At 66.1% G+C, this 20,227-nt stretch carries 17 protein-coding genes, 1 tRNA gene and 1 pseudogene; 17 read left to right on the forward strand and 2 right to left on the reverse strand.

Annotated features, from left to right (window positions below; all coding sequences use genetic code 11):
- Positions 1-34: 34 nt before the first annotated feature.
- From ftsH to ACSDHM_RS06305, 14 genes are all read left to right on the forward strand, one after another.
- Entirely contained in the window at positions 35-1,969 is a 1,935-nt protein-coding gene (gene ftsH / locus ACSDHM_RS06240; protein ID WP_005416038.1) for an ATP-dependent zinc metalloprotease FtsH, read from the forward strand.
- Between the two features lie 102 nt (positions 1,970-2,071).
- The gene (locus ACSDHM_RS06245; protein WP_049482998.1) at positions 2,072-2,257 is read left to right on the forward strand and encodes a hypothetical protein; all 186 of its coding nucleotides are present in this window, start codon (positions 2,072-2,074) and stop codon (positions 2,255-2,257) included.
- A 678-nt stretch (positions 2,258-2,935) separates the two neighbouring features.
- Entirely contained in the window at positions 2,936-3,832 is an 897-nt protein-coding gene (gene folP / locus ACSDHM_RS06250) for a dihydropteroate synthase (RefSeq protein WP_164093503.1), read from the forward strand.
- On the forward strand, positions 3,832-4,785 hold the full coding sequence (gene miaA, locus ACSDHM_RS06255) for a tRNA (adenosine(37)-N6)-dimethylallyltransferase MiaA (protein ID WP_227837856.1): 954 nt from the start codon (positions 3,832-3,834) through the stop codon (positions 4,783-4,785). Before folP ends, miaA begins: the two co-directional genes overlap by 1 nt.
- Before the next feature lie 96 nt (positions 4,786-4,881).
- Positions 4,882-5,157: an RNA chaperone Hfq gene (gene hfq, locus ACSDHM_RS06260; RefSeq protein WP_004152891.1), complete on the forward strand. Its 276-nt coding sequence runs from the start codon at positions 4,882-4,884 to the stop codon at positions 5,155-5,157.
- A 14-nt stretch (positions 5,158-5,171) separates the two neighbouring features.
- Complete coding sequence (gene hflX / locus ACSDHM_RS06265) at positions 5,172-6,482, forward strand: ribosome rescue GTPase HflX (protein WP_439426766.1); 1,311 nt, start codon at positions 5,172-5,174, stop codon at positions 6,480-6,482.
- A gap of 116 nt (positions 6,483-6,598) precedes the next feature.
- Positions 6,599-7,099 carry a CinA family protein gene (locus tag ACSDHM_RS06270; protein ID WP_176698757.1) on the forward strand — a complete coding sequence of 167 codons (501 nt, stop codon included), beginning with the start codon at positions 6,599-6,601 and terminating at the stop codon, positions 7,097-7,099.
- A gap of 34 nt (positions 7,100-7,133) precedes the next feature.
- Entirely contained in the window at positions 7,134-8,816 is a 1,683-nt protein-coding gene (gene ubiB, locus ACSDHM_RS06275) for a 2-polyprenylphenol 6-hydroxylase (RefSeq protein ID WP_072166933.1), read from the forward strand.
- Positions 8,817-8,998: 182 nt separating this feature from the next.
- On the forward strand, positions 8,999-9,634 hold the full coding sequence (lexA, locus tag ACSDHM_RS06280; RefSeq protein ID WP_005416045.1) for a transcriptional repressor LexA: 636 nt from the start codon (positions 8,999-9,001) through the stop codon (positions 9,632-9,634).
- A 204-nt stretch (positions 9,635-9,838) separates the two neighbouring features.
- A complete protein-coding gene (gene recA / locus ACSDHM_RS06285) occupies positions 9,839-10,876 on the forward strand; it encodes a recombinase RecA (RefSeq protein ID WP_005416046.1) in 1,038 nt (345 codons plus the stop codon).
- Positions 10,877-10,986: 110 nt separating this feature from the next.
- Positions 10,987-11,478, forward strand: a complete 492-nt coding sequence (recX, locus tag ACSDHM_RS06290; RefSeq protein WP_061480154.1) for a recombination regulator RecX — start codon at positions 10,987-10,989, stop codon at positions 11,476-11,478.
- A gap of 109 nt (positions 11,479-11,587) precedes the next feature.
- On the forward strand, positions 11,588-14,236 hold the full coding sequence (alaS, locus tag ACSDHM_RS06295) for an alanine--tRNA ligase (protein WP_439426767.1): 2,649 nt from the start codon (positions 11,588-11,590) through the stop codon (positions 14,234-14,236).
- A 147-nt stretch (positions 14,237-14,383) separates the two neighbouring features.
- The gene (csrA, locus tag ACSDHM_RS06300; RefSeq protein WP_004152909.1) at positions 14,384-14,587 is read left to right on the forward strand and encodes a carbon storage regulator CsrA; all 204 of its coding nucleotides are present in this window, start codon (positions 14,384-14,386) and stop codon (positions 14,585-14,587) included.
- A gap of 78 nt (positions 14,588-14,665) precedes the next feature.
- Positions 14,666-14,758, forward strand: a tRNA-Ser gene (locus tag ACSDHM_RS06305).
- Between the two features lie 119 nt (positions 14,759-14,877).
- Here the strand turns inward: ACSDHM_RS06305 and ACSDHM_RS06310 are convergent.
- The gene (locus tag ACSDHM_RS06310) at positions 14,878-17,208 is read right to left on the reverse strand and encodes a TonB-dependent receptor (protein WP_227837800.1); all 2,331 of its coding nucleotides are present in this window, start codon (positions 17,206-17,208) and stop codon (positions 14,878-14,880) included.
- Positions 17,209-17,431: 223 nt separating this feature from the next.
- Here ACSDHM_RS06310 and ACSDHM_RS06315 point away from each other — a divergent pair, with 223 nt between their 5' ends.
- Positions 17,432-17,914 carry a hypothetical protein gene (locus ACSDHM_RS06315; RefSeq protein ID WP_061480151.1) on the forward strand — a complete coding sequence of 161 codons (483 nt, stop codon included), beginning with the start codon at positions 17,432-17,434 and terminating at the stop codon, positions 17,912-17,914.
- Positions 17,915-17,982: 68 nt separating this feature from the next.
- Here the strand turns inward: ACSDHM_RS06315 and aceE are convergent.
- A pseudogene (gene aceE / locus ACSDHM_RS06320) lies at positions 17,983-18,321 on the reverse strand (pyruvate dehydrogenase (acetyl-transferring), homodimeric type); the annotation flags it as partial.
- 327 nt (positions 18,322-18,648) lie between these two features.
- Between aceE and ACSDHM_RS06325 the strand changes: the two are divergent.
- The gene (locus tag ACSDHM_RS06325; RefSeq protein ID WP_072166673.1) at positions 18,649-19,164 is read left to right on the forward strand and encodes an RNA polymerase sigma factor; all 516 of its coding nucleotides are present in this window, start codon (positions 18,649-18,651) and stop codon (positions 19,162-19,164) included.
- Positions 19,161-20,183 carry a FecR family protein gene (locus ACSDHM_RS06330; protein WP_188241241.1) on the forward strand — a complete coding sequence of 341 codons (1,023 nt, stop codon included), beginning with the start codon at positions 19,161-19,163 and terminating at the stop codon, positions 20,181-20,183. The genes ACSDHM_RS06325 and ACSDHM_RS06330 overlap by 4 nt, the downstream gene beginning before the upstream one ends.
- Positions 20,184-20,227 lie beyond the last annotated feature (44 nt).

Below are 20,227 nucleotides of genomic sequence, written 5' to 3' on the forward strand. Positions count from 1 at the left end.
GCCAGCACTGAGAGGAACACCGGAGCCAATGAGGATGAACGACTTGACCAAGAACCTCCTGCTATGGGTGGTCGTCGCCGTCGTGCTGATGGTGGTCTTCCAGAGCTTCTCGCCGAAGTCCTCCGGAGCCGGCGCGCAGGGTGCGTCGTACTCGCAGTTCCTGGACCAGGTGGACAGCGGCAACGTGCAGAAGGTCGCCTTCGGCGGCGACATGCGCGGTGGCACCAGCCAGCTGACCTACACCACCCGCGGCGGGCAGACATCCACCATCACCGCACCGTTCGATCGCGACCTGATCAACGTGCTGCGCACCAAGAACGTGGAGATCGTGCAGGAGGAGCCGTCCAGCGGCATCTCCCTGGGCGCGATCCTGATGAATTTCCTGCCGGTCATCCTGATCATCGGCTTCTGGTTGTTCATCATGCGGCAGATGCAGGGCGGGGGCGGCGGTGCCAAGGGCGCGATGTCCTTCGGCAAGTCGCGCGCCAAGCTGCAGGGCGAAGACCAGATCAAGGTCACCTTCGCCGACGTCGCCGGCTGCGATGAGGCCAAGGAAGAAGTGGGCGAGCTGGTCGACTTCCTGCGCGACCCGTCCAAGTTCACCAAGCTCGGTGGCAAGATTCCGCGCGGCGTGCTGATGGTCGGGCCGCCGGGTACCGGCAAGACGCTGCTGGCCAAGGCCATTGCCGGCGAAGCCAAGGTGCCGTTCTTCTCGATCTCCGGTTCGGACTTCGTGGAAATGTTCGTCGGCGTCGGCGCCAGCCGCGTGCGTGACATGTTCGAGCAGGCCAAGAAGCATGCTCCGTGCATCATCTTCATCGACGAAATCGACGCCGTCGGTCGCCACCGTGGCGCCGGCCTGGGCGGCGGTCATGACGAGCGCGAGCAGACCCTGAACCAGCTGCTAGTCGAAATGGATGGTTTCGAAGGTGGCGAAGGCGTGATCGTGATCGCCGCGACCAACCGCCCGGACGTGCTGGACCCGGCGCTGCTGCGTCCGGGCCGTTTCGACCGCCAGGTCGTGGTTGGCCTGCCGGACGTGAAGGGCCGCGAGCACATCCTGAAGGTCCACATGCGCAAGCTGCCGCTCGCCGACGATGTCGAGCCGATGGTGATCGCGCGGGGTACCCCGGGCTTCTCCGGTGCTGATCTGGCCAACCTGTGCAACGAGGCGGCCCTGTTCGCCGCGCGTGGCAACGAGAAGGAAGTCCGCATGGACCACTTCGACCGTGCCCGCGACAAGATCCTGATGGGTGCCGAGCGCCGCTCGATGGCCATGAGCGAAGAAGAGAAGACCCTGACCGCCTACCACGAAGCCGGCCACGCCATCGTCGGCCGCCTGGTGCCCGAGCACGACCCGGTCTACAAGGTCACGATCATCCCGCGCGGCCGTGCGCTGGGCGTGACCATGTACCTGCCGGAAGGCGACAAGTATTCGATGAACCGCGTGGCGATCAAGTCGCAGCTGTGCTCGCTGTACGGTGGTCGTGTGGCCGAGGAGCTGATCTTCGGTGCCGACAAGGTCACCACGGGCGCTTCCAACGACATCGAACGCGCCACCAAGATGGCCCGCAACATGGTCACCAAGTGGGGCCTGTCCGACCAGCTCGGCCCGATCGCCTATGGCGAAGAGGATGACGAGGTGTTCCTGGGCCGTTCGGTCACCCAGCACAAGAGCGTGTCCAACGACACCGCGCGCCGCATCGATGAGGAAGTACGCAAGATCCTCGACGAAGCCTACGCGCGCACCACCGAGCTGATGACGGCCAACCTGGACAAGCTGCACGCGATGTCCCAGCTGCTGCTGCAGTACGAGACGATCGACGCGCCGCAGATCGACGCCATCATGGAAGGCCGCGATCCGCCGCCGCCAGCCGGCTGGAGCAAGTCGAACAAGGATGGTGGCAACGACAAGGGCGGCGACGCCCGTCCGCTGCCGCCGATCGCGGGCCCGGCCGAATCGCACTGACGGCCCGCTGCGCGTGACACCAGACGAGGCCGGGGCAACCCGGCTTCGTCGTTTCCGGGCTACCGGCCCATTCCGAAGAACCGAACTGACGCTGGAGCCCGCATGTCCGCCCCGAAGCCCGAACCGATTTCCCACACCGCCGAGATGGTGATCGCCACCGTGGTCGGCGTCGGTGTGGGCCTGGGGGCCGACAACCTGCTGCTGGGCTGCGTGGTGGGTATCGCCGTTGGCATCGTGCTGAGCATCGCCAAGACCCTGTACGTGGACCGCAAGCGCCGCCGCCGTTGAGGGGGTGTCGGCAGGGCTGCGCCCTGCACCCGCGGTAGTGCCGGCCGCTGGCCGGCAACCTCAACAGCAACAGCAACAGCGGGCTTTCCGTAGGATGGCGGGGCGGTGTCGGAGTGCGGGGGCGCTGCAAGTACGTCCCTGTAAGCTTGGCAGCCGCATCCATGCGGCTGACACCCCGCCCTCCGACACCGCCCCACCTCTGACAGATTCCTGCTGCTGTTGGTGGCTGTCGACCTTGGTCGACACGGTAGATCCACGCCATGCGTGGATGAATCTCTGTCAGATATCGAAATCAATATGGGGTCAGATCCGTTTTCCTCCGGAAAACGGATCTGACCCCGGTATTTGTTCCAACAGATCGCGGAAATCTGTCGAAAGCGGGGTGGGTCCGGTTGCGAGAGTGTCCGCGGCATGGATGCCGCGGCCAAGCCCCCATGGGTGAGGGCGCTTTGCTTGCGAAGCACTGCTTCGCAAGCGCCCGAACGCACAGCCGCCAGCGGCTGGGCCGGACCGCGGAGCGGGGTTCACGGCGTCTCCCGCAGCCGGACCCACCCCGCCTACCCTCAGGAAACCAGCTTCTGCTGTGGCCTGGGCTTTTGCTGTGGCCGTTGCCTCTGCGGGTGCAGGGCGCAGCCCTGCCGAACTAAACTACCCACCGTTGTCCCTGCAGGATTGCCCATGTTCGATACCTCGCCCCAGCTCGACTGCGCCGGCCGCATCCTGCGCCTCGACCGTGCCCAGGTCATGGGCATCGTCAACGTCACCCCGGACTCCTTCTCCGATGGCGGCGCGCACGACACCACCGAGGCCGCAGTCGCTCATGGCCTGAAGCTGGTCGAGGAGGGCGCGGACCTTCTCGATATCGGCGGCGAATCGACCCGGCCGGGCGCTGCGCCGGTATCGGTGGAGGAGGAACTGCGCCGGGTGATTCCGGTGATCGAGCAGCTGGCCGCACGCACCCGGGTGCCGATCAGCATCGACACCTTCAAGCCGGAAGTGATGCGCGCGGCCGTGGCGGCTGGCGCTGGCATGATCAACGACATCTTCGGCCTGCGTCAGGAAGGGGCGCTGGACGCCGCCGCTGCAACCGGCGTGCCGGTGGTGCTGATGCACATGCAGGGCGAGCCAGGCCACATGCAGGTCGATCCACATTACGACGACGTGGTCGCCGAGGTGCACGGCTTCCTGGTGCAGCGTCTGTTCGCTGCCGAGATGGCGGGCATTGCGAAGAAGAACCTGCTGATCGATCTCGGTTTCGGTTTCGGCAAGACCACTGCCCACAACATGACCCTGCTGGCACGCTCCGAGCGGTTCCTGGAGCTGGGCGTGCCGATGCTGGCCGGCCTGTCGCGCAAGCGCAGTCTCGGTGAACTGACAGGTCGCGATACGCCGTCCGAGCGGGTAGCGGCCTCGGTGGCCGCGCACCTGATCGCAGTCCAGCGTGGCGCGCGCATCGTACGCGTGCATGACGTGGCGGCCACCGTCGATGCGCTGAAGATCTGGCAGGCAGTCGAGGCCGTGCCAACGCCGCGCGCCGACGCCACGCCGACGATCCGCTGGCCGGACGAAGACTGATGGGCATCGACCGGCGGCCGCTGGCGATCGCCGTGATGGGGCCGACGGCCAGTGGCAAGACCGCCACGGCGATCGCCCTGGCACGGCAGCTGGATGGGGAAATCGTCAGCGTCGACTCGGCACTGGTATACCGCCACCTGGACATCGGTTCGGCCAAGCCCGATGCGACGGAGCGCGCGCAGGCGCCGCACCATCTGCTGGACCTGCGTGACCCCTGGCAGACCTACTCGGCGGCCGAGTTCGCCGCCGATGCCGGGCGGGTCGTGGCCGACATCGTGGCGCGTGGCAGGACGCCGATCCTGGCCGGTGGCACTGGCCTGTACTTCCGGGCGCTGCTGCAGGGCCTGTCGCCGATGCCGGAGGCCGACCCGGCAATACGCGAAGCGCTCAGCGCCGAGGCGGCCGAGCGTGGCTGGGCGGCACTGCACGCCGAGCTGGCCAAGGTCGACCCGGCCGCCGCCGCACGTATCCATGCCACCGATCCGCAACGCATCCAGCGGGCGCTGGAGGTCTATCGCCTGACCGGTATCCCCATTACTGAATGGCAGCGCCGGCCGGGCGTAGCGCCATTGCCGGTGCGCACCCTCAAGCTTATCCTCGCCCCACGCGACCGTGCGGTTCTTCACCAGCGCATCGAGGCGCGCTTCGACGCCATGCTGGGGCAGGGGTTTCTCGACGAGGTGCGGGCATTGCGCGCGATGCCGGAAATGGCTGCCGTGGCGGCGCCCCTGGACCTGCCGGCAGTGCGTGCGGTCGGCTATCGGCAGGCCTGGGAGTACCTGGACGGGGAGGAGGATGCCGCCCGTTTCCGTGACAAGGCGATCTTTGCCACCCGGCAACTGGCCAAGCGCCAGCTGACCTGGCTGCGCGGCGAGCTTGATGCGCGCTGGTTCGACCCCCATGTTGATGGTGAGCGCTTGGCCAGCGCGGTGTCGACCTTCGTCGCACGCTGAATCCCCGCCAGCCGTGTAACATCATCGGTCGGCGGGCGGCTCGGGGGCCGCGGCAACCGTCGGCAACCCAATAAGAACAATAATCAGGAGTGTGCAATGTCCAAGGGGCAATCGCTGCAGGATCCTTTCTTGAACGCACTGCGGCGCGAACGCGTGCCGGTTTCGGTGTACCTGGTGAACGGCATCAAGCTGCAGGGCACGATCGAGTCGTTCGACCAGTTCGTGGTTCTGCTGCGCAACACGGTCAGTCAGATGGTCTACAAGCACGCCATTTCCACCGTCGTTCCGGCACGCAACGTGAAGGTCGGTCCGGGCGGCGGTTACGTGCAGTCGGGTGAAGGTGGTCAGGCAGGTGATGAAGCAGACGAGTAATACCGGAGCGGTGAATGTTTGACCGCTCGAAAAAGGGTGAACACGCCCTGTTGATCCAGCCCCATTTCGGCAAGCTGGAAGACGATGTGCTCGAAGAATTCGGTGATCTGGCCCGCTCGGCCGGGGCCAGCATCGCCGCGACGATCACTGCGCGCCTGGACCGTCCGAATCCGTCGACCCTGATCGGCAGCGGCAAGCTGGACGAGATCAAGGCAGCGGCCGACGCCAGCGGGGCCGACCTGATCCTGGTCAACCATGCATTGAGCCCGGGCCAGGAGCGCAACCTGGAACGTTTCCTCGAGCGCCGCGTGATCGACCGCACTGGCCTGATCCTGGACATCTTCGCCCAGCGTGCGCACAGCCACGAAGGCAAGCTGCAGGTCGAACTGGCACAGCTGCGCCACCTGGCTACGCGGCTGGTGCGCGGCTGGACCCATCTGGAGCGCCAGCGCGGCGGTTCGATCGGCCTGCGCGGCCCGGGTGAAACCCAGCTGGAAACCGACCGCCGCCTGCTGCAGAAGCGGGTGGAACAGCTGCAGAAGCGCCTGGAAAAGGTCGAAGTGCAGCGCACCCAGATGCGCCGTGCGCGTGTGCGCAGCGAGCTGCCGCGCGTGGCCCTGGTGGGCTACACCAACGCCGGCAAGTCGACTCTGTTCAACGCCATGACCGGCGCTGAGGCCTATGCCGCCGACCAGCTGTTCGCAACGCTGGATCCGACCGTGCGCCGCATCGCGGTGCCGGGGGGCAACGTGGTGCTGGCCGATACCGTCGGCTTCGTCCGCGATCTGCCGCATGATCTGGTCGCGGCGTTCCGCTCGACCCTGTCCGAGGCGCGCGAGGCCGACTTCCTGCTGCATGTGGTCGACGCTGCCGATCCGCACCGCGAGGAGCGCATCGCCCAGGTCGACGAGGTGCTGACCGCAGTCGGTGCCGGTGACCTGCCGCAATTGCTGGTGTTCAACAAGATCGACCGCATCGACGGCGCCGACGTGCGCCACGATGGCCAGGACGGTATCCCGGATGAGTCGCGTCGTGAGCGGGTCTGGATTTCCGCGCGTGACGGGCGGGGGCTGGAGCTGCTGCAGGCGGTGCTGGGCAAGCGCCTGGGCCTGCAGCATGTCTCCGGCGAACTGCGCCTGCCGCCGGATGCCGGCCGCCTGCGCGCGCGCCTGCACCAGCTGGAAGTGATCCGCAGTGAGCAGGCTGATGAGGAAGGCTGGATGCTGCATGTCGACTTGCCGATTGCCGAAGCCGAGAAGCTGGCCGGCAGTGCCGATGGCGCCCCGATCCGCGCGCTGCTGCCGGAAAAACCGCCGGAGTGGTGAGGTAGCGGCCGATGCCCGGTAGTGCCGGCCGCCGGCCGGCAGCGCAACCATCCCGAATGGGCGCGACATCTGGCTGTCATCTGCGGTACAACGTGCAGGTTCTTCACCCCACCGTCATGCCGATGTCCATCCCCACCGACGCTGAACTCAATAGCCAGTCCGCCGCGCTTGGGCAGCGCCTGGAGCAGGCCTCGCTGCAGCTGGTGACCGCTGAAAGCTGCAGTGGTGGCTGGATTGCAAAGTGCATGACCGACATCGCAGGTTCGTCGGCATTCTTCGACTGCGGCATGGTGGTCTACAGCTACGAAGCCAAGCAGCGGCTGTTGGGCGTGAGGGCGCAGACCCTGGAGCAGTACGGTGCGGTCAGCCGCGAAACCGTGCTGGAGATGGTGTCGGGTGCGCTGGTCAATTCCGGTGCCGGCATCGCGGTGGCGGTGACCGGCATTGCCGGACCGGGCGGTGGCAGCCCTGGCAAGCCGGTCGGCAGCGTCTGGATCGGCTGGAAGCGGCGCGGCGGCTACGCCCGCGCCGAGCTGTTCCAGTTCGAGGGCGACCGCGAAGCCATCCGCCGGCAAACCGTAGCGGCGGCATTGCGCGGCATCGACGCCCAGCTGTGACATGCTGCTCCGGTAATCGTCCGGAGCACGCATGATGTGGGAAACGCTGGGCACGGTCCGTGACCTGGGCCGACTGCAGGAAATTGCGGTCGTCCTGATCCGCTATGGCTTCGGTGACGTGGTGCGGCGCATCGGCCTGGCCACCACGCTGGAGCGCGCAGGGCGCCTGTTGCACTGGAACGAGGATCGCCAGGAACTGCTGCGGATGACCGCGCCGGTGCGCGTACGCAGCGCGATGCAGGATCTCGGCCCGACCTTCGTCAAGCTCGGGCAGGTGCTGGCGACGCGCGTTGACCTGCTGCCGCCGGAATGGATCGCCGAGCTGTCCGAACTGCAGAACGCGGTACCCGCGCTGCCGTATGCCGATATCCGCGAGCAGCTGGAGGCCGACCTGGGTGCCTCGCCCGCAGACGTGTTCGCCTTCCTCGATGAAATCCCGATGGCCGCCGCATCGCTGGCGCAGGCCCATCGTGCACGGCTGCACGACGGCCGCGAAGTAGTACTGAAGGTGCGCCGCCCCGGCATCCGTGACGTGGTTGAAGCCGACCTGCGGTTGCTGGCGCGCCTGGCCGAAATCGTCGAGGCGCGGCTGCCGGACCTGCGCCGCTATCGTCCGGCCGAGGTCGTGCAGCAGTTCACCGTGTCGCTGCGACGCGAGCTGGATTTCGCCGCCGAATGCCGCAACGCCGAACGCATCGCGCGCAACTTCCACGGCCGTGACGACATCCTGATCCCCGGGGTGCACTGGCAGTGGACCTGCGAAAGCCTGAACGTCCAGGACTTCGTCAATGGCATTCCCGGGCGTGACCTGGCCGGCGTCGATGCGGCGGGCCTGGATCGCCGCGAACTGGCTCGGCGCGGTGCCGGCATCGTGCTCAAGATGGTGCTGGAGGACGGCTGCTTCCACGCCGACCCGCACCCCGGCAACATCCTCTACCTGCGTGACGGCCGCATCGGCGTGATTGACTTCGGCATGGTCGGCGCGTTGTCCGAAGTGCGCCGCTTCCAGGTCGCGCAGCTGCTGCACGGGCTGGTCGAGCAGGATCCGCAGGGCGTGGCCGATGTGCTGCTGGACTGGGCCGGCGGCGTGGAAGTTGACGAGAACCGCCTGCAGCACGACATCAGCCAGTTCGTTGACCAGTATCGCGGCGTGCCGCTGAAGGACCTGCGCATCGGCCTGATGCTGGGCGATATCACCCAGCTGCTGCGCAGCTACAGCCTGACCCTGCCGGCCGATCTGGCGCTGATGATCAAGGCCTTCCTGACCTTGGAAGGCATGGGCCGCCAGCTGGACCCGGATTTCGACATGGCCAGTGCCGCGCGCCCGTTCCTTGAACGGGTGGTGCTGCAGCGCTATGCGCCCAGGGCGCTGCTCAAGCGTGGCCGACGCAGCCTGCTGGGCCTGGTCGACTTCGCCGGGGAATTGCCGCGCGACCTGCGCAAGCTGGTCCAGGCCGCACGCCGCGGCCGCCTCCAGCTGAAGGTGGAAACCACCGCGCTGCAGGGCTTCGGCGAACAGGTGAATCGGGCAGCGAACCGGCTGGTGATGGGTATCGTCACCGCCGCACTGATCATCGGGTCCTCGATCGTGATGCACAGCGTTGGCGGGGTCTCCAGTCGCTGGCTGCTGGCGCTGGGGGTGTGCGGGTTCATCGGCGCCGGCTTCTGTGGCGTGTGGATCCTGTACTCGATATGGAGGAGCGGCAAGCACACATAGTGTGCTTGCCGCAGCGGTTCCCCACTGGAACCGCGGAATCGCTGCGCGATTCCGGTAGGGCCAATCGCTGGTCGGCTGCTTTTTGCCTTTGCCGCGCGGCCATTGGCCCAACTGCCGAGCATGGCGCGGCACTACAGACCCGGCACTTGCAGTTGTGCGCATTAGTAGTAATACTACTAATCATGGACCTGACCGACACCCAGCAGGCGATCCTGCAGTTGATCGCCGAGCGTATCGAGAGCGAAGGCGCACCGCCGTCGCAGACTGAAATCGCACGTGCGTTCGGCTTCAAGGGCGTGCGCGCGGCCCAGTACCACCTGGAAGCCCTGGAGCAGGCCGGTGCGATCCGTCGCATCCCGGGCCAGGCTCGCGGCATCCGTCTGGTGCAGGCACCGCCGGTCGAAAAGCTCGCCGAGCCGGGCCTTCCGGACAGCGTGCTGCGCTTGCCGGTGCTGGGCCGGGTCGCTGCCGGCCTGCCGATCGGTGCCGACATCGGCTCCGACGATTTCGTGGTGCTGGACCGGGTGTTCTTCTCGCCAGCGCCGGACTACCTGCTGAAAGTGCAGGGCGACTCGATGATCGACGAGGGCATCTTCGACGGTGACCTGATCGGCGTGCACCGTACCCGCGACGCCCGTTCTGGGCAGATCGTGGTGGCCCGCATCGATGACGAGATCACCGTCAAGCTGCTGAAGATCGCCAAGGACCGCATCCGCCTGCTGCCGCGCAATCCCGATTACAAGCCGATCGAGGTGCTGCCGGACCAGGATTTTGCGATCGAAGGCCTCTATTGCGGCCTGCTTCGGCCCAATCGTTGACCCGCTCCATAGTGCATTACCCCGCGGTCTTTTGTGGCGATTCTCTGGTTCCACTGAGGTTGGTACGGATGTCCGATAATTCTTTTAAGAGCGCCGGGCAGAATCTCAGCCTGTGCGATACGTCCGACTTAAAGTGAACCCATGGCAAAGAAGACCCCCAAAGACAGCACCCCCAACGACATGACCTCTGCAAGGACCAATACGATGGACGAGAACAAGAAGCGGGCCTTGGCTGCTGCTCTGGGCCAGATCGAGAAGCAGTTCGGCAAGGGCTCGGTGATGCGCATGGGCGACCGCGTGGTCGAGCCCGTCGAAGCCATCCCGACCGGTTCGCTGATGCTCGACATCGCACTGGGCATTGGCGGTCTGCCGAAGGGCCGTGTCGTTGAGATCTACGGGCCGGAATCCTCGGGCAAGACCACCCTGACCCTGCAGGCCATCGCCGAATGCCAGAAGATGGGCGGTACCGCAGCTTTCATCGACGCCGAGCACGCGCTTGACCCGATCTACGCCGCGAAGCTGGGCGTTAACGTGGACGACCTGCTGCTGTCGCAGCCGGACACCGGTGAGCAGGCGCTGGAAATCGCCGACATGCTGGTCCGTTCGGGCTCGGTCGACATCCTGGTGGTCGACTCGGTCGCCGCGCTGACCCCGAAGGCCGAAATCGAAGGCGAAATGGGTGACCAGCTGCCGGGTCTGCAGGCCCGCCTGATGAGCCAGGCGCTGCGTAAGCTGACCGGCAACATCAAGCGTTCCAACACCCTGGTGATCTTCATCAACCAGCTGCGCATGAAGATCGGCGTGATGATGCCGGGCCAGAGCCCGGAAACCACCACCGGTGGCAACGCGCTGAAGTTCTATGCCTCGGTCCGCCTGGACATCCGCCGTATCGGTGCGATCAAGAAGGGCGATGAGATCATCGGCAACCAGACCAAGATCAAGGTCGTCAAGAACAAGCTGGCGCCTCCGTTCAAGCAGGTGATCACCGAGATCCTGTACGGCGAAGGCATCAGCCGCGAGGGCGAGCTGATCGACATGGGCGTGGATGCCAAGCTGGTCGAGAAGGCCGGCGCCTGGTACAGCTACGGTGAAGAGCGCATTGGCCAGGGCAAGGACAATGCCCGCGGCTACCTGCGCGACAACCCGACCGTCGCCGCCAAGCTCGAGGCCGAGCTGCGTGAGAAATTCCAGCCGGCCGAAGCGGCCCGCGAGGAAGGCGACGACGAAGGCGACGACGAGTAAGGCTTGCTGTGGGGCAGGGCGGCGCCGTCAGTGACGTCGCCCTGTCCCGCAGGTTCGAATCGCCCAGGGATGGGCAGGGCGCCAAGGACGGCGCCACCCTTGGAGCACCGATGTCCGACGCCGAAGACATTCCCACCGGCCGCAAGCGCCGGCAGCGTGAGCAGACTCCCGTCCAACGGGCGCTGGGCCTGCTGGTCCGCCGCGAGCACTCGCGCAAGGAACTCACCCGCAAGCTGACCGCCCGTGGCATCGAAGACGAAGCCGCGCAGGCCGCTGTCGCCAAGCTGACCGAGGCGGGCTGGCAGGATGACACCCGTTTTGCCGAGAACCTGGTGAGGATGCGCGCCAACACCGGTTATGGGCCGATCCATGTCCGCGCCGAGCTGGGGACCCACGGCCTGGACAGTGCCGCGATTGCTGCAGCGATGGACAGCTACGAAGGCGACTGGCAGGAGAACGCCCGTGATCTGGTCCGCCGACGCTTTGGCGAGGCCGGTCCGCAGGACCTGACGCAGCGGCGCAAGGCCGCCGATCTGCTGGCCCGACGGGGCTTCGACGGCGACAGCATCCGCCGTGCGACCCGCTACGACCCGGATGACTGAGACTGGCGGCGCCGGGCCTGATACCCTTTAGGTTTTCGGCGGTCCCTCGCGACTCTGGCCAACACGGCCGGTGGTCCGGGTCCGCCGGCCCGCAGACTGCCAGCCCCCAATGAACGCATCCGCCAAATTCACGACATCCCAGATCCGCAGCGACTTCCTTGAATTCTTCAAGGGCAAAGGCCACACCATCGTGCCCTCGGCGCCGCTGGTGCCGGGCAATGATCCGACCCTGCTGTTCACCAACTCCGGCATGGTGCAGTTCAAGGACGTGTTCCTCGGCGCGGAGAAGCGTAGCTACGTGCGCGCGGCCGACGTGCAGCGCTGCCTGCGCGCGGGCGGCAAGCACAACGATCTCGACCAGGTCGGCTACACCGCACGCCACCACACCTTCTTCGAAATGCTGGGCAACTGGTCGTTCGGCGACTACTTCAAGAAGGACGCGATCGCCTGGGCCTGGGAACTGCTGACCCAGGTCTGGAAGCTGCCGGCCGAACGCCTGCTGGTCACCGTCTACCAGACCGATGACGAAGCCTACGAGCTGTGGCGCGACATGGTCGGCGTGCCGGAAGAGCGCATCGTGCGCATCGGCGATAACAAGGGTGCGCCGTTCGCTTCGGACAACTTCTGGCAGATGGCCGACACCGGTCCGTGTGGTCCGTGCACCGAGATCTTCTACGACCACGGCGACCATATCGCAGGCGGCCCCCCGGGTTCGCCGGATGAAGACGGCGACCGCTTCATCGAAATCTGGAACCTGGTGTTCATGCAGTTCGACCGCCAGCCCGACGGCACCCTGGTGCCGCTGCCGGCGCCGTGCGTGGATACCGGCATGGGCCTGGAGCGCCTGGCTGCGATCCTGCAGCACGTGCACACCAACTACGAGATCGACCTGTTCCAGGCGCTGATCCGCAAGGCCTCCGAGCTGACCGGCACCACCGACCTGGAGAACAAGTCGCTGCGCGTGATTGCCGACCACATCCGCGCCTGCTCGTTCCTGATCGTCGACGGCGTGCTGCCGTCCAACGAAGGTCGGGGTTACGTGCTGCGCCGTATCATCCGCCGCGCCCTGCGCCACGGCTGGATGCTGGGCGTGCGCCAGCCGTTCTTCAGCAAGCTGGTGCCGACGCTGGTCGAGCAGATGGGCGAGGCCTATCCGGAACTGCCGGCGGCGGTGGACACGGTCACCCGTGCGCTGCAGGCCGAGGAAGAGCGTTTCGCCGAAACCCTCGATGCCGGCATGAAGATCTTCGAAGACGTGGCCGGCAAGGCCAGCAATGGCGTGATCCCGGGCGTTGACGCCTTCCGCCTGTATGACACCTATGGCTTCCCGCTCGACCTGACCCAGGACATCGCCCGCGAGCGCGACCTGACCGTCGACATCGCCGGCTTCGATGCCGCGATGGAGCAGCAGCGCGAGACCGCGCGCGCGGCCGGCAAGTTCGGTGGCGGCGTGACCCTGCCAGCCGAGCTGGTGGCGACCCTCAGCCCGACCCAGTTCCTGGGCTACGACCGCCTGCAGGCCGACGGCCTGGGCGTGCTGGCCCTGCTCAAGGACGGTCGTCCGGTGCAGTCGGCCGATGCGGGTGACGCAGTCATCGTCATCACCAACCAGACCCCGTTCTACGCAGAGTCCGGCGGCCAGGTCGGCGACACCGGCGTGCTGACCGGCAACGGCGTGCGCCTGGTGGTGGAAGACACCCAGAAGTTCGCCGGCCAGTTCCATGGCCATGTCGGCACCCTGTCCGGCGGCGGCCTGAAGGTCGGCGACGTGCTCTCCGGCCAGGTTGATGGCGAGCGCCGCGGCGCCACCATCCTCAACCATTCGGCCACCCACCTGCTGCACGCCGCCCTGCGCGAAGTGCTGGGCACCCACGTGCAGCAGAAGGGCTCGCTGGTCGCCCCGGACCGCCTGCGTTTCGACTTCTCGCACTTCCAGCCGATCAGTGCCGACGAACTGGCGGTGATCGAGCGCAAGGTCAACCAGCAGGTGCGCGCCAACAACGCCGCCGAAGTGCACACCATGGGCATGCAGGAAGCGCTGGACTTCGGCGCGATGGCCCTGTTCGGCGAGAAGTACGGCGAGCACGTGCGCGTGCTGAAGATGGGTGACTACTCCACCGAGCTGTGCGGTGGTACCCACGTCAACCGTACCGGCGACATCGGCCTGTTCAAGATCACCTCCGAGGGCGGCGTCTCCGCGGGCGTGCGCCGCATTGAGGCCGTCACCGGCCAGGGCGCGCTGGACTACGTGGACGCCGAAGAGGCCCGCCTGGCCGAGGCCGCTGAGCTGCTCGGCGGCAGCGCCGCCGACGTGGTCGAGAAGATCCGTGCCCTCGGCCAGCGCCAGAAGCAGCTGGAGCGCGAACTGGAGGCCGTGAAGGCCAAGGTTGCTGCGGGTGCCACGGCCGACCTGTCCGGCCAGGCCGTCGAGGTCGCTGGCGTGAAGGTGCTGGCTGCCCGCCTGGAGGGCTTCGACGCCAAGGCCCTGCGTGACGCCATGGATCGCCTCAAGCAGCAGCTGGGCGACGCGGTGATCGTGCTGGCCGGCGCCCAGGACGGCAAGGCGGCCCTGGTCGCAGGCGTGAACGGCAGCGCAATGGGCAAGGTCAAGGCCGGGGAACTGTTGTCCCATATCGCCGGTCAGATCGGGGGCAAGGGCGGCGGACGCCCGGACCTCGCCCAGGGTGGTGGCGAGGACGGGCCCGCCCTTGCCACTGCGCTGGCTGCCGTCGTCGAATGGGTCAGCCCCCGCCTGTGATGAACCTGGCCGTCCCCCTCCTTGTAGGAGCGGGACGGCTGACGGTACCATTGCGAATCTTTTCCCTTTGTCGTGGTAGCGCTTCTTGACGGAGCGTCAAGCCGGTGGGGGATACCCTTCCACACGGTTCCATGGAGACTTACAAAAATGTTGATCCTGACTCGCCGCGTCGGCGAAACCCTGATGATCGGAGACTCGGTGAGCGTCACCGTGCTTGGCGTCAAGGGTAACCAGGTGCGTATCGGCATCACCGCGCCGAAGGACGTCGCTGTGCATCGCGAAGAGATCTATCAGCGCATCCAGCGTGGTGATGAAGCCGGTGGCACCGGTAGCGAAAATTCTGCCGAATAACGCTTTACCTTCGCACTCGATTAACGTTATGATTCACGCCCCGCTGAGGTGCGACGCACCAGACGCGGAGAAAACCCCGGAGTGATGCCCGAGTGGCCGAAGGGGCTCCCCTGCTAAGGGAGTATAGGGTCAAAAGCTCTATCGAGGGTTCGAATCCCTCTCACTCCGCCAGATACAAAGAAGCGCCTGCAGATCCTCGATCTGCAGGCGTTTTTCTTTGCGCGGATGCAGGGTCCCGGCGTGCCATCCAGCGATCATAGATCGCTGATGGCGACCGAATCAGGCTCTCCTCAGAGCTTTAGCGTCACACCCACCTGGAAGCCCCGCCCCGGCAGCGGCGCGATGTACTTCAGCGGCGAGTTGTGTGGACGCGCTTCCTCATTGAGCAGGTTGCTGCCGTTGACGAACACTTCCATGCCGGCGATGTAGCTGCTGCGCACCGGCAGTTCGCGGCTGACCTGCAGATCAACCAGGTTGAACGCGTCCAGCGGGATTTCCTCGCTGACGTTGCGGCCGAGGTACTTCTGCGTGTCGTAGTAGGTGCTCGACAGCTGCGCCTTCCAACCTTCGCGCTGCCATTGCAGGTTGGCACCGTAGCGGTTGGTCGGCATGTTCGGGAGGTACTCGCCATCGTTGTGGGCGCGCAGCGGATCGGGGTGGTCGGCCTTGTTCTTCACCAGATCGGCGAAGGCAGAGATGTTCAACGTGCCATACCGGCCCAAGTCCAGCACCTGAGATGCGTCGATCTCGAAACCCTTCACCGTGGTGTCGGTCTGCTTCCAGTACTTGAGCGGCAGACGGTTGGCGGTCTGCAGGCCGGAATGGCCGAGGTAGAGATAGTTCTCGTACTTCATCCGGTAAGCGGTGGCCGACAGCTCGAAACCGCCGATGTGGAACAGGCCGGTCAGCTCCAGGTTCTTCGCGCGCTCAGGCTTGAGGTTCTGGTTGCCTTCTTCCTGGGTCATCACCGAATAGTGTGCGTTGCTGGCATACAGCTCGTTGATCTCCGGTGCGCGCTGCGAGGATGCGTAGCGCACCTTGGCGGCGAACAAGGGGCCTAGCTCGACATACGATCCGAGGGTGTAGCTGTTGAGCCGGTAGTCGCGGTCCTGCAATTTCGTGTTGGCGGCATTGCGCGCTGTCTTGAAGCGGCTTGGTTGCAGGTCATGGTCAACGCGCTCGTGGCGCACGCCTGCATCGAAACTGGCCCAGCCGAAGTCCAGCGTCTCCTTCAGGAACACCGCGTTGCTGCGGGTGTCGACGTCGGGCAGGTAGCGCAGTGAACCGCTGCCGGTGACCTGGCGCGACTGGTGGCTGAAGCCGAGCAGGCCGCTGAGCGGACCGATGCGCTGATGGCTCAGAAGCAGCTCGGCCTGGGAGCTTTCGAAGTCGTAGTCATTGGCCTTGGATGCACCGAGGCGCTCGCCCGACGTGTTGTCCAGCCTGGAAACTCGCAGCTCCGCGCGCTCGAACCACGGCAGCGGATCGCGCAGCAGGGCGTCCAGCGCGTAGCGTTCCTGCTTGATCACCACGCCCACCGGCAGGCCATCAGCATAGTTCGAACCGAACGACAGGTTCTGCATCGAGAATCCCGGCACGCCGTATTCGCTGTCCTTGGCATCGATGCTGACACCCACGTAGCCACGGTCGAAGAACAGCGTCGAGCCGAAGGCCACCTGCGAGTTGCGTGCGTAGCTGTTGCCCAGCCGGTGATGGTAGTCGGGCGTGACATCGTTGTTGATCTGCTTCTGCACGTACGACGGCGTGCCGGGCACGTAGGCCGGGTTGGCCGGATTGATGTAGGTGCGGTGCTGCCAGACCGAGGTCGGATGGTTGGTGTAGAACGAGAAGTCACCATCGGCCCAGTCCGGATTCTCGCTCATGAACTGGTCGATGTAGGGCTGCGAGGCCTTGTTGTAGATCTGCTGGACGCGCGCCTCTTTCTGGCAGCTGTCGGCCAGCGCCGAGTTGACGCCGCCGGTCGGCGGGAACAGGCGGGTGTTGCAGACGTCGGCCTTGCTGTTGCCCGGGATGTCGTAGTGCGAGATGCGCTGGCGCGAGACCTGCAGGTTGGTCGAGAGGTTGCGCTGGTTGTTGAAGTTCATGCGGAAGCCCTGCGCGTCGGCGGCATTGAAGCCCTTGCGCAGGACCAGCTCCATCGACTGCTCCGTGTCTTCCAGGCTGCGCGGGATGAGGCCCGAATCGATCTCCACGCTGCCGCCGATCGCATTGCCGCCATAGCGCACGGTATCGGAGGACTTGTTGACGATGACGCTGCGCACGAACAGTGGATCGAACGGAATGTTGATGTCGCCGCTGATCGCGTTCATGCCGAGAATGGACTGGCCATCCTGCAGGATCTGCACGCGGTTGCCGCTGAGGCTGCGGATGACCGGGGCGCCCGCGTTCGGCCCGAAGGCGCTGCTCTGCACGCCGGAGACATGTTCGAGCAGGCTTCCGAGGGTACGGTTCTGCGCCTGTGGATTGTCGACGGTGACCCGGCTGTCGACGCGCGAGGGCGGGGAGGCCTGGACCTGGAGGGTGGGAAGGGTAGGCGCGTCCGCAGCGTGGGCGGTGTGGACAGCGAGCAGGATGGCGGCAGCAAGCAGGTGGCGACGCATAGCAGGACTCGTGAAATAGGCGTGAAATGTTATAACGTAACGATCTGTATCGACAAGGACGTGATGAGGCCTTGCCGCCAGACCTGAATCGCGGGAGGCGCGAACGAGGTTGCCGCGCGTTCAGCGCCCTGCCTTGTGCGGGGCCCCGATGCTGTGCACGATCCGAAGCGCTGCGCCCCACAACGCGTCACGCAGCACCTTCTTCACTGGAACGGAGCAACGTATGAAGCTGTTGTCCGCTGTGTTGTTGTGTGCGTGTTCGCTGCCGGCCGGGTTGGCGCTGGCGGTGGAAGCGTCCCCGTCGCCGCTGCTGGGGCGTTGGTCGCTGGACACCGCGACCTCGGCACTGCCCGAGGCGCAGCGTCCGAAGCGGGTGGTGCTGGAGTTCAAGGACGCCGGTGGTGGGCGCTGGAGCTCGCACGTGGATATCGTCCTGCATGATGGCAATACCATGAAGTCCGACGGCACGCTGGCGCTGGACGGTACGCCGGGCCCTTTGTCCGGTACCTATGGCGCGGACAAGGCCAACCTGAAGCTGCCGGCGCCGAACACCCTGGTGATGCAGCTGGTGGACCACGGTACGCCGGCCTCCACCCGTATCTACACCGTGGCCGATGACCAGGCGACGATGACCGAGACCAAGGCGTTCTACGCTCACGACGGGACGCCGATCCTGCAGACCAACCTGTTCAAACGCATGCCGTAGCGATCCTGCGTTCACCACGCCCGCACAACGGGCGTGGTGAACACCGCCGCCTTACACCGGGGCCGGGTCGCGCTTGCCGGTGTCGATGCCATACCTGCCCATGGCGTCCTGCATCCAGCACGCAGCACCATGACCATCACGTTCCAGCGGATCATCGCGTTCAGGCGGCGCTCGACGGCCAGGTCGCCCGGATAGGCCGGCTGGCGTTCGGGCGGGATGGTATTGACGTAGGCCGTCCATGCGCAGGTATGCAGGTCGCCGTGCTGCGGGGCGTCCAGCCCGCTCAGCTGATCGATCAGGTAGTGCGCGCGTGGCCGGCCACCGGCCTGCATCACCGCCTGCAGCGATTCACGCCACTCCCGCGTTTCCAGCGGGTCGGTATCGAAGGGGATCAGAAATTGGTTCATGACTGTCTCCGGAGGGCGCCGCTCGGACGTCTGCCTAGGCGACAACACCATCAGGGCGCACAGCACTGGAGCGGGGTCGCCACGGCAATGCCGTGACGCGAAGGGCGGACGTGGCAGCCACCGAGGAGACAAGCGTAGGCCCGTCCTCGCGCCTTCGATAGGCGGGCCCGGCTTCGGTTTCTGGCAAGCAAGAGTTGGAGCAGCGCGCCGTATCGTGCGCCGACGTGCCGGGCGGGGAATGCCTGGTGCGTTCGTCTGCTGCAACGCCCCTGTCATCAATGGCCGTCACCCTGCTGGGCTTTCCAGCCTCGGGGTGGTTGGCCGGCCGTGAACAGCGTGAGGATCTGGGAGAAGAGCTACGAACTGCGGCGCCGGCTGCTGCGTGGCTTCTTCCTGCGTCGCGGTTCGGCCAGCGAGGATGCCGAAGACCTGGCGCAGGAGGTCTACCTGCGGCTGCTGCGCAGCACCGGCGAGGATGCCGACGCGGTCGAGAACCCGGAAGCCTACCTGTTCACCGTGGCGGCCAACCTGGCGCGCGAACATGCACGAGCGCGGTCGTCGCTACCGCCGCTCGAGGACGTCGATCTGCTGGCCGAAGTGCTGAAAAGCGAAGAAGACATCGAGGGCGAATTCGAGCGTGCGCAGCGCTGGAACGATATCCGCAGCACCATCGCGCGGTTGCCGGCGACCACGCGCCGGGTGATGGAGCTGCATTACCGCGACGGGCTGGACTGCCCGGGAATCAGCCAGCAGCTGCAGGTGTCGGTGCACATGGTGCGCAAGCATATCGGCAAGGGGCTGGAGGCCTGCAGGAAGGCGCTGGGCGCCAGGGAGCTCACATGAATCGGTATCCATCACGCAGGCCTGACGACGCGATCGAACGTGAGGCGGCGCACTGGTTCCTGTGCAATCGCGAGGGGGGGCTGGACAAGGCCGGGCGTGTCGCGTTCCTCGACTGGATGAAGCGCTCGCCCGAGCATGTTCGCGCCTACATGCGCGCGCTCGCGTTGCACCGGCAGGTGGGCGAGGCGCTGCAATCGCCGTTGGCTGATGCGGCGCTGGTGCCACCGCAGCAGGTCGCCGCCAAGGTGGTGCCGCTGTTCGGTCGTGCGCACGCGCCGCCCCGCGCCGCGCTGCGTCGCGGTCGCGTGCGCTGGTGGACGGTCTCTGCCGCGGCCTGTGTTGCCCTGCTCGGCGTGGGCCTGGTTTCGCAGATGATGCCCACCCAGCAGCTCTACAGTGCCGGGCATGGTGAACTCCGCGACCTGGTGCTGCCCGACCAGACCCAGGTGCGGCTCAACGCGGACAGCCGACTGCGGGTACGCATGAGCTGGTTCAGTCGAAGGGTGGAGCTGCTGCAGGGGGAGGCCACGTTCGACATCGCCCGCGACCGCCGTCCGTTCGAGGTGGAAGTGAACGGCCTGGAGATCCGGGATATCGGCACTGTATTCGATGTATCGCGACGGCTGCAGAGCACCCGCATCGGCGTGGTCTCCGGCGAGGTCGAGGTCTGGAGCCAGGGCGCGGGTGCCCGCCGCCTGGCCCAGCTGGAGCAGGGCCGGGTGGTGCAGGTCGACGCGCGAAGCCATGCCGTCGAGCCAGTGGACATGCCGCTGTCGATGCTGCTGGACTGGCAGCAGCGCAAAGTCTCCTTCCTCGATGAGCGGCTCGATGAGGTGGCAGCTGCCTTCAACCGGCACAACCAGGTGCAGGTGCGCGTGCTGGACGAAGGCGCAGCATCGGCGCGGTTGTCCGGCAGCCTTGATGCGCATCGCATCGGTGCGCTGCAGGCCTTCCTTGAACGCGACCCACGCTTCGTGGTGAGGCGCGAAGGCGACACAGTGCGGGTCGGCAGTCGCTGAGGCCCGTGTGGTCGTGGACTGTCAGAAAAAATTCATCGAATCCC

Source organism: Stenotrophomonas sp. T8 (assembly GCF_051853085.1).
GTDB classification, from domain to species: Bacteria; Pseudomonadota; Gammaproteobacteria; order Xanthomonadales; family Xanthomonadaceae; genus Stenotrophomonas; species Stenotrophomonas sepilia.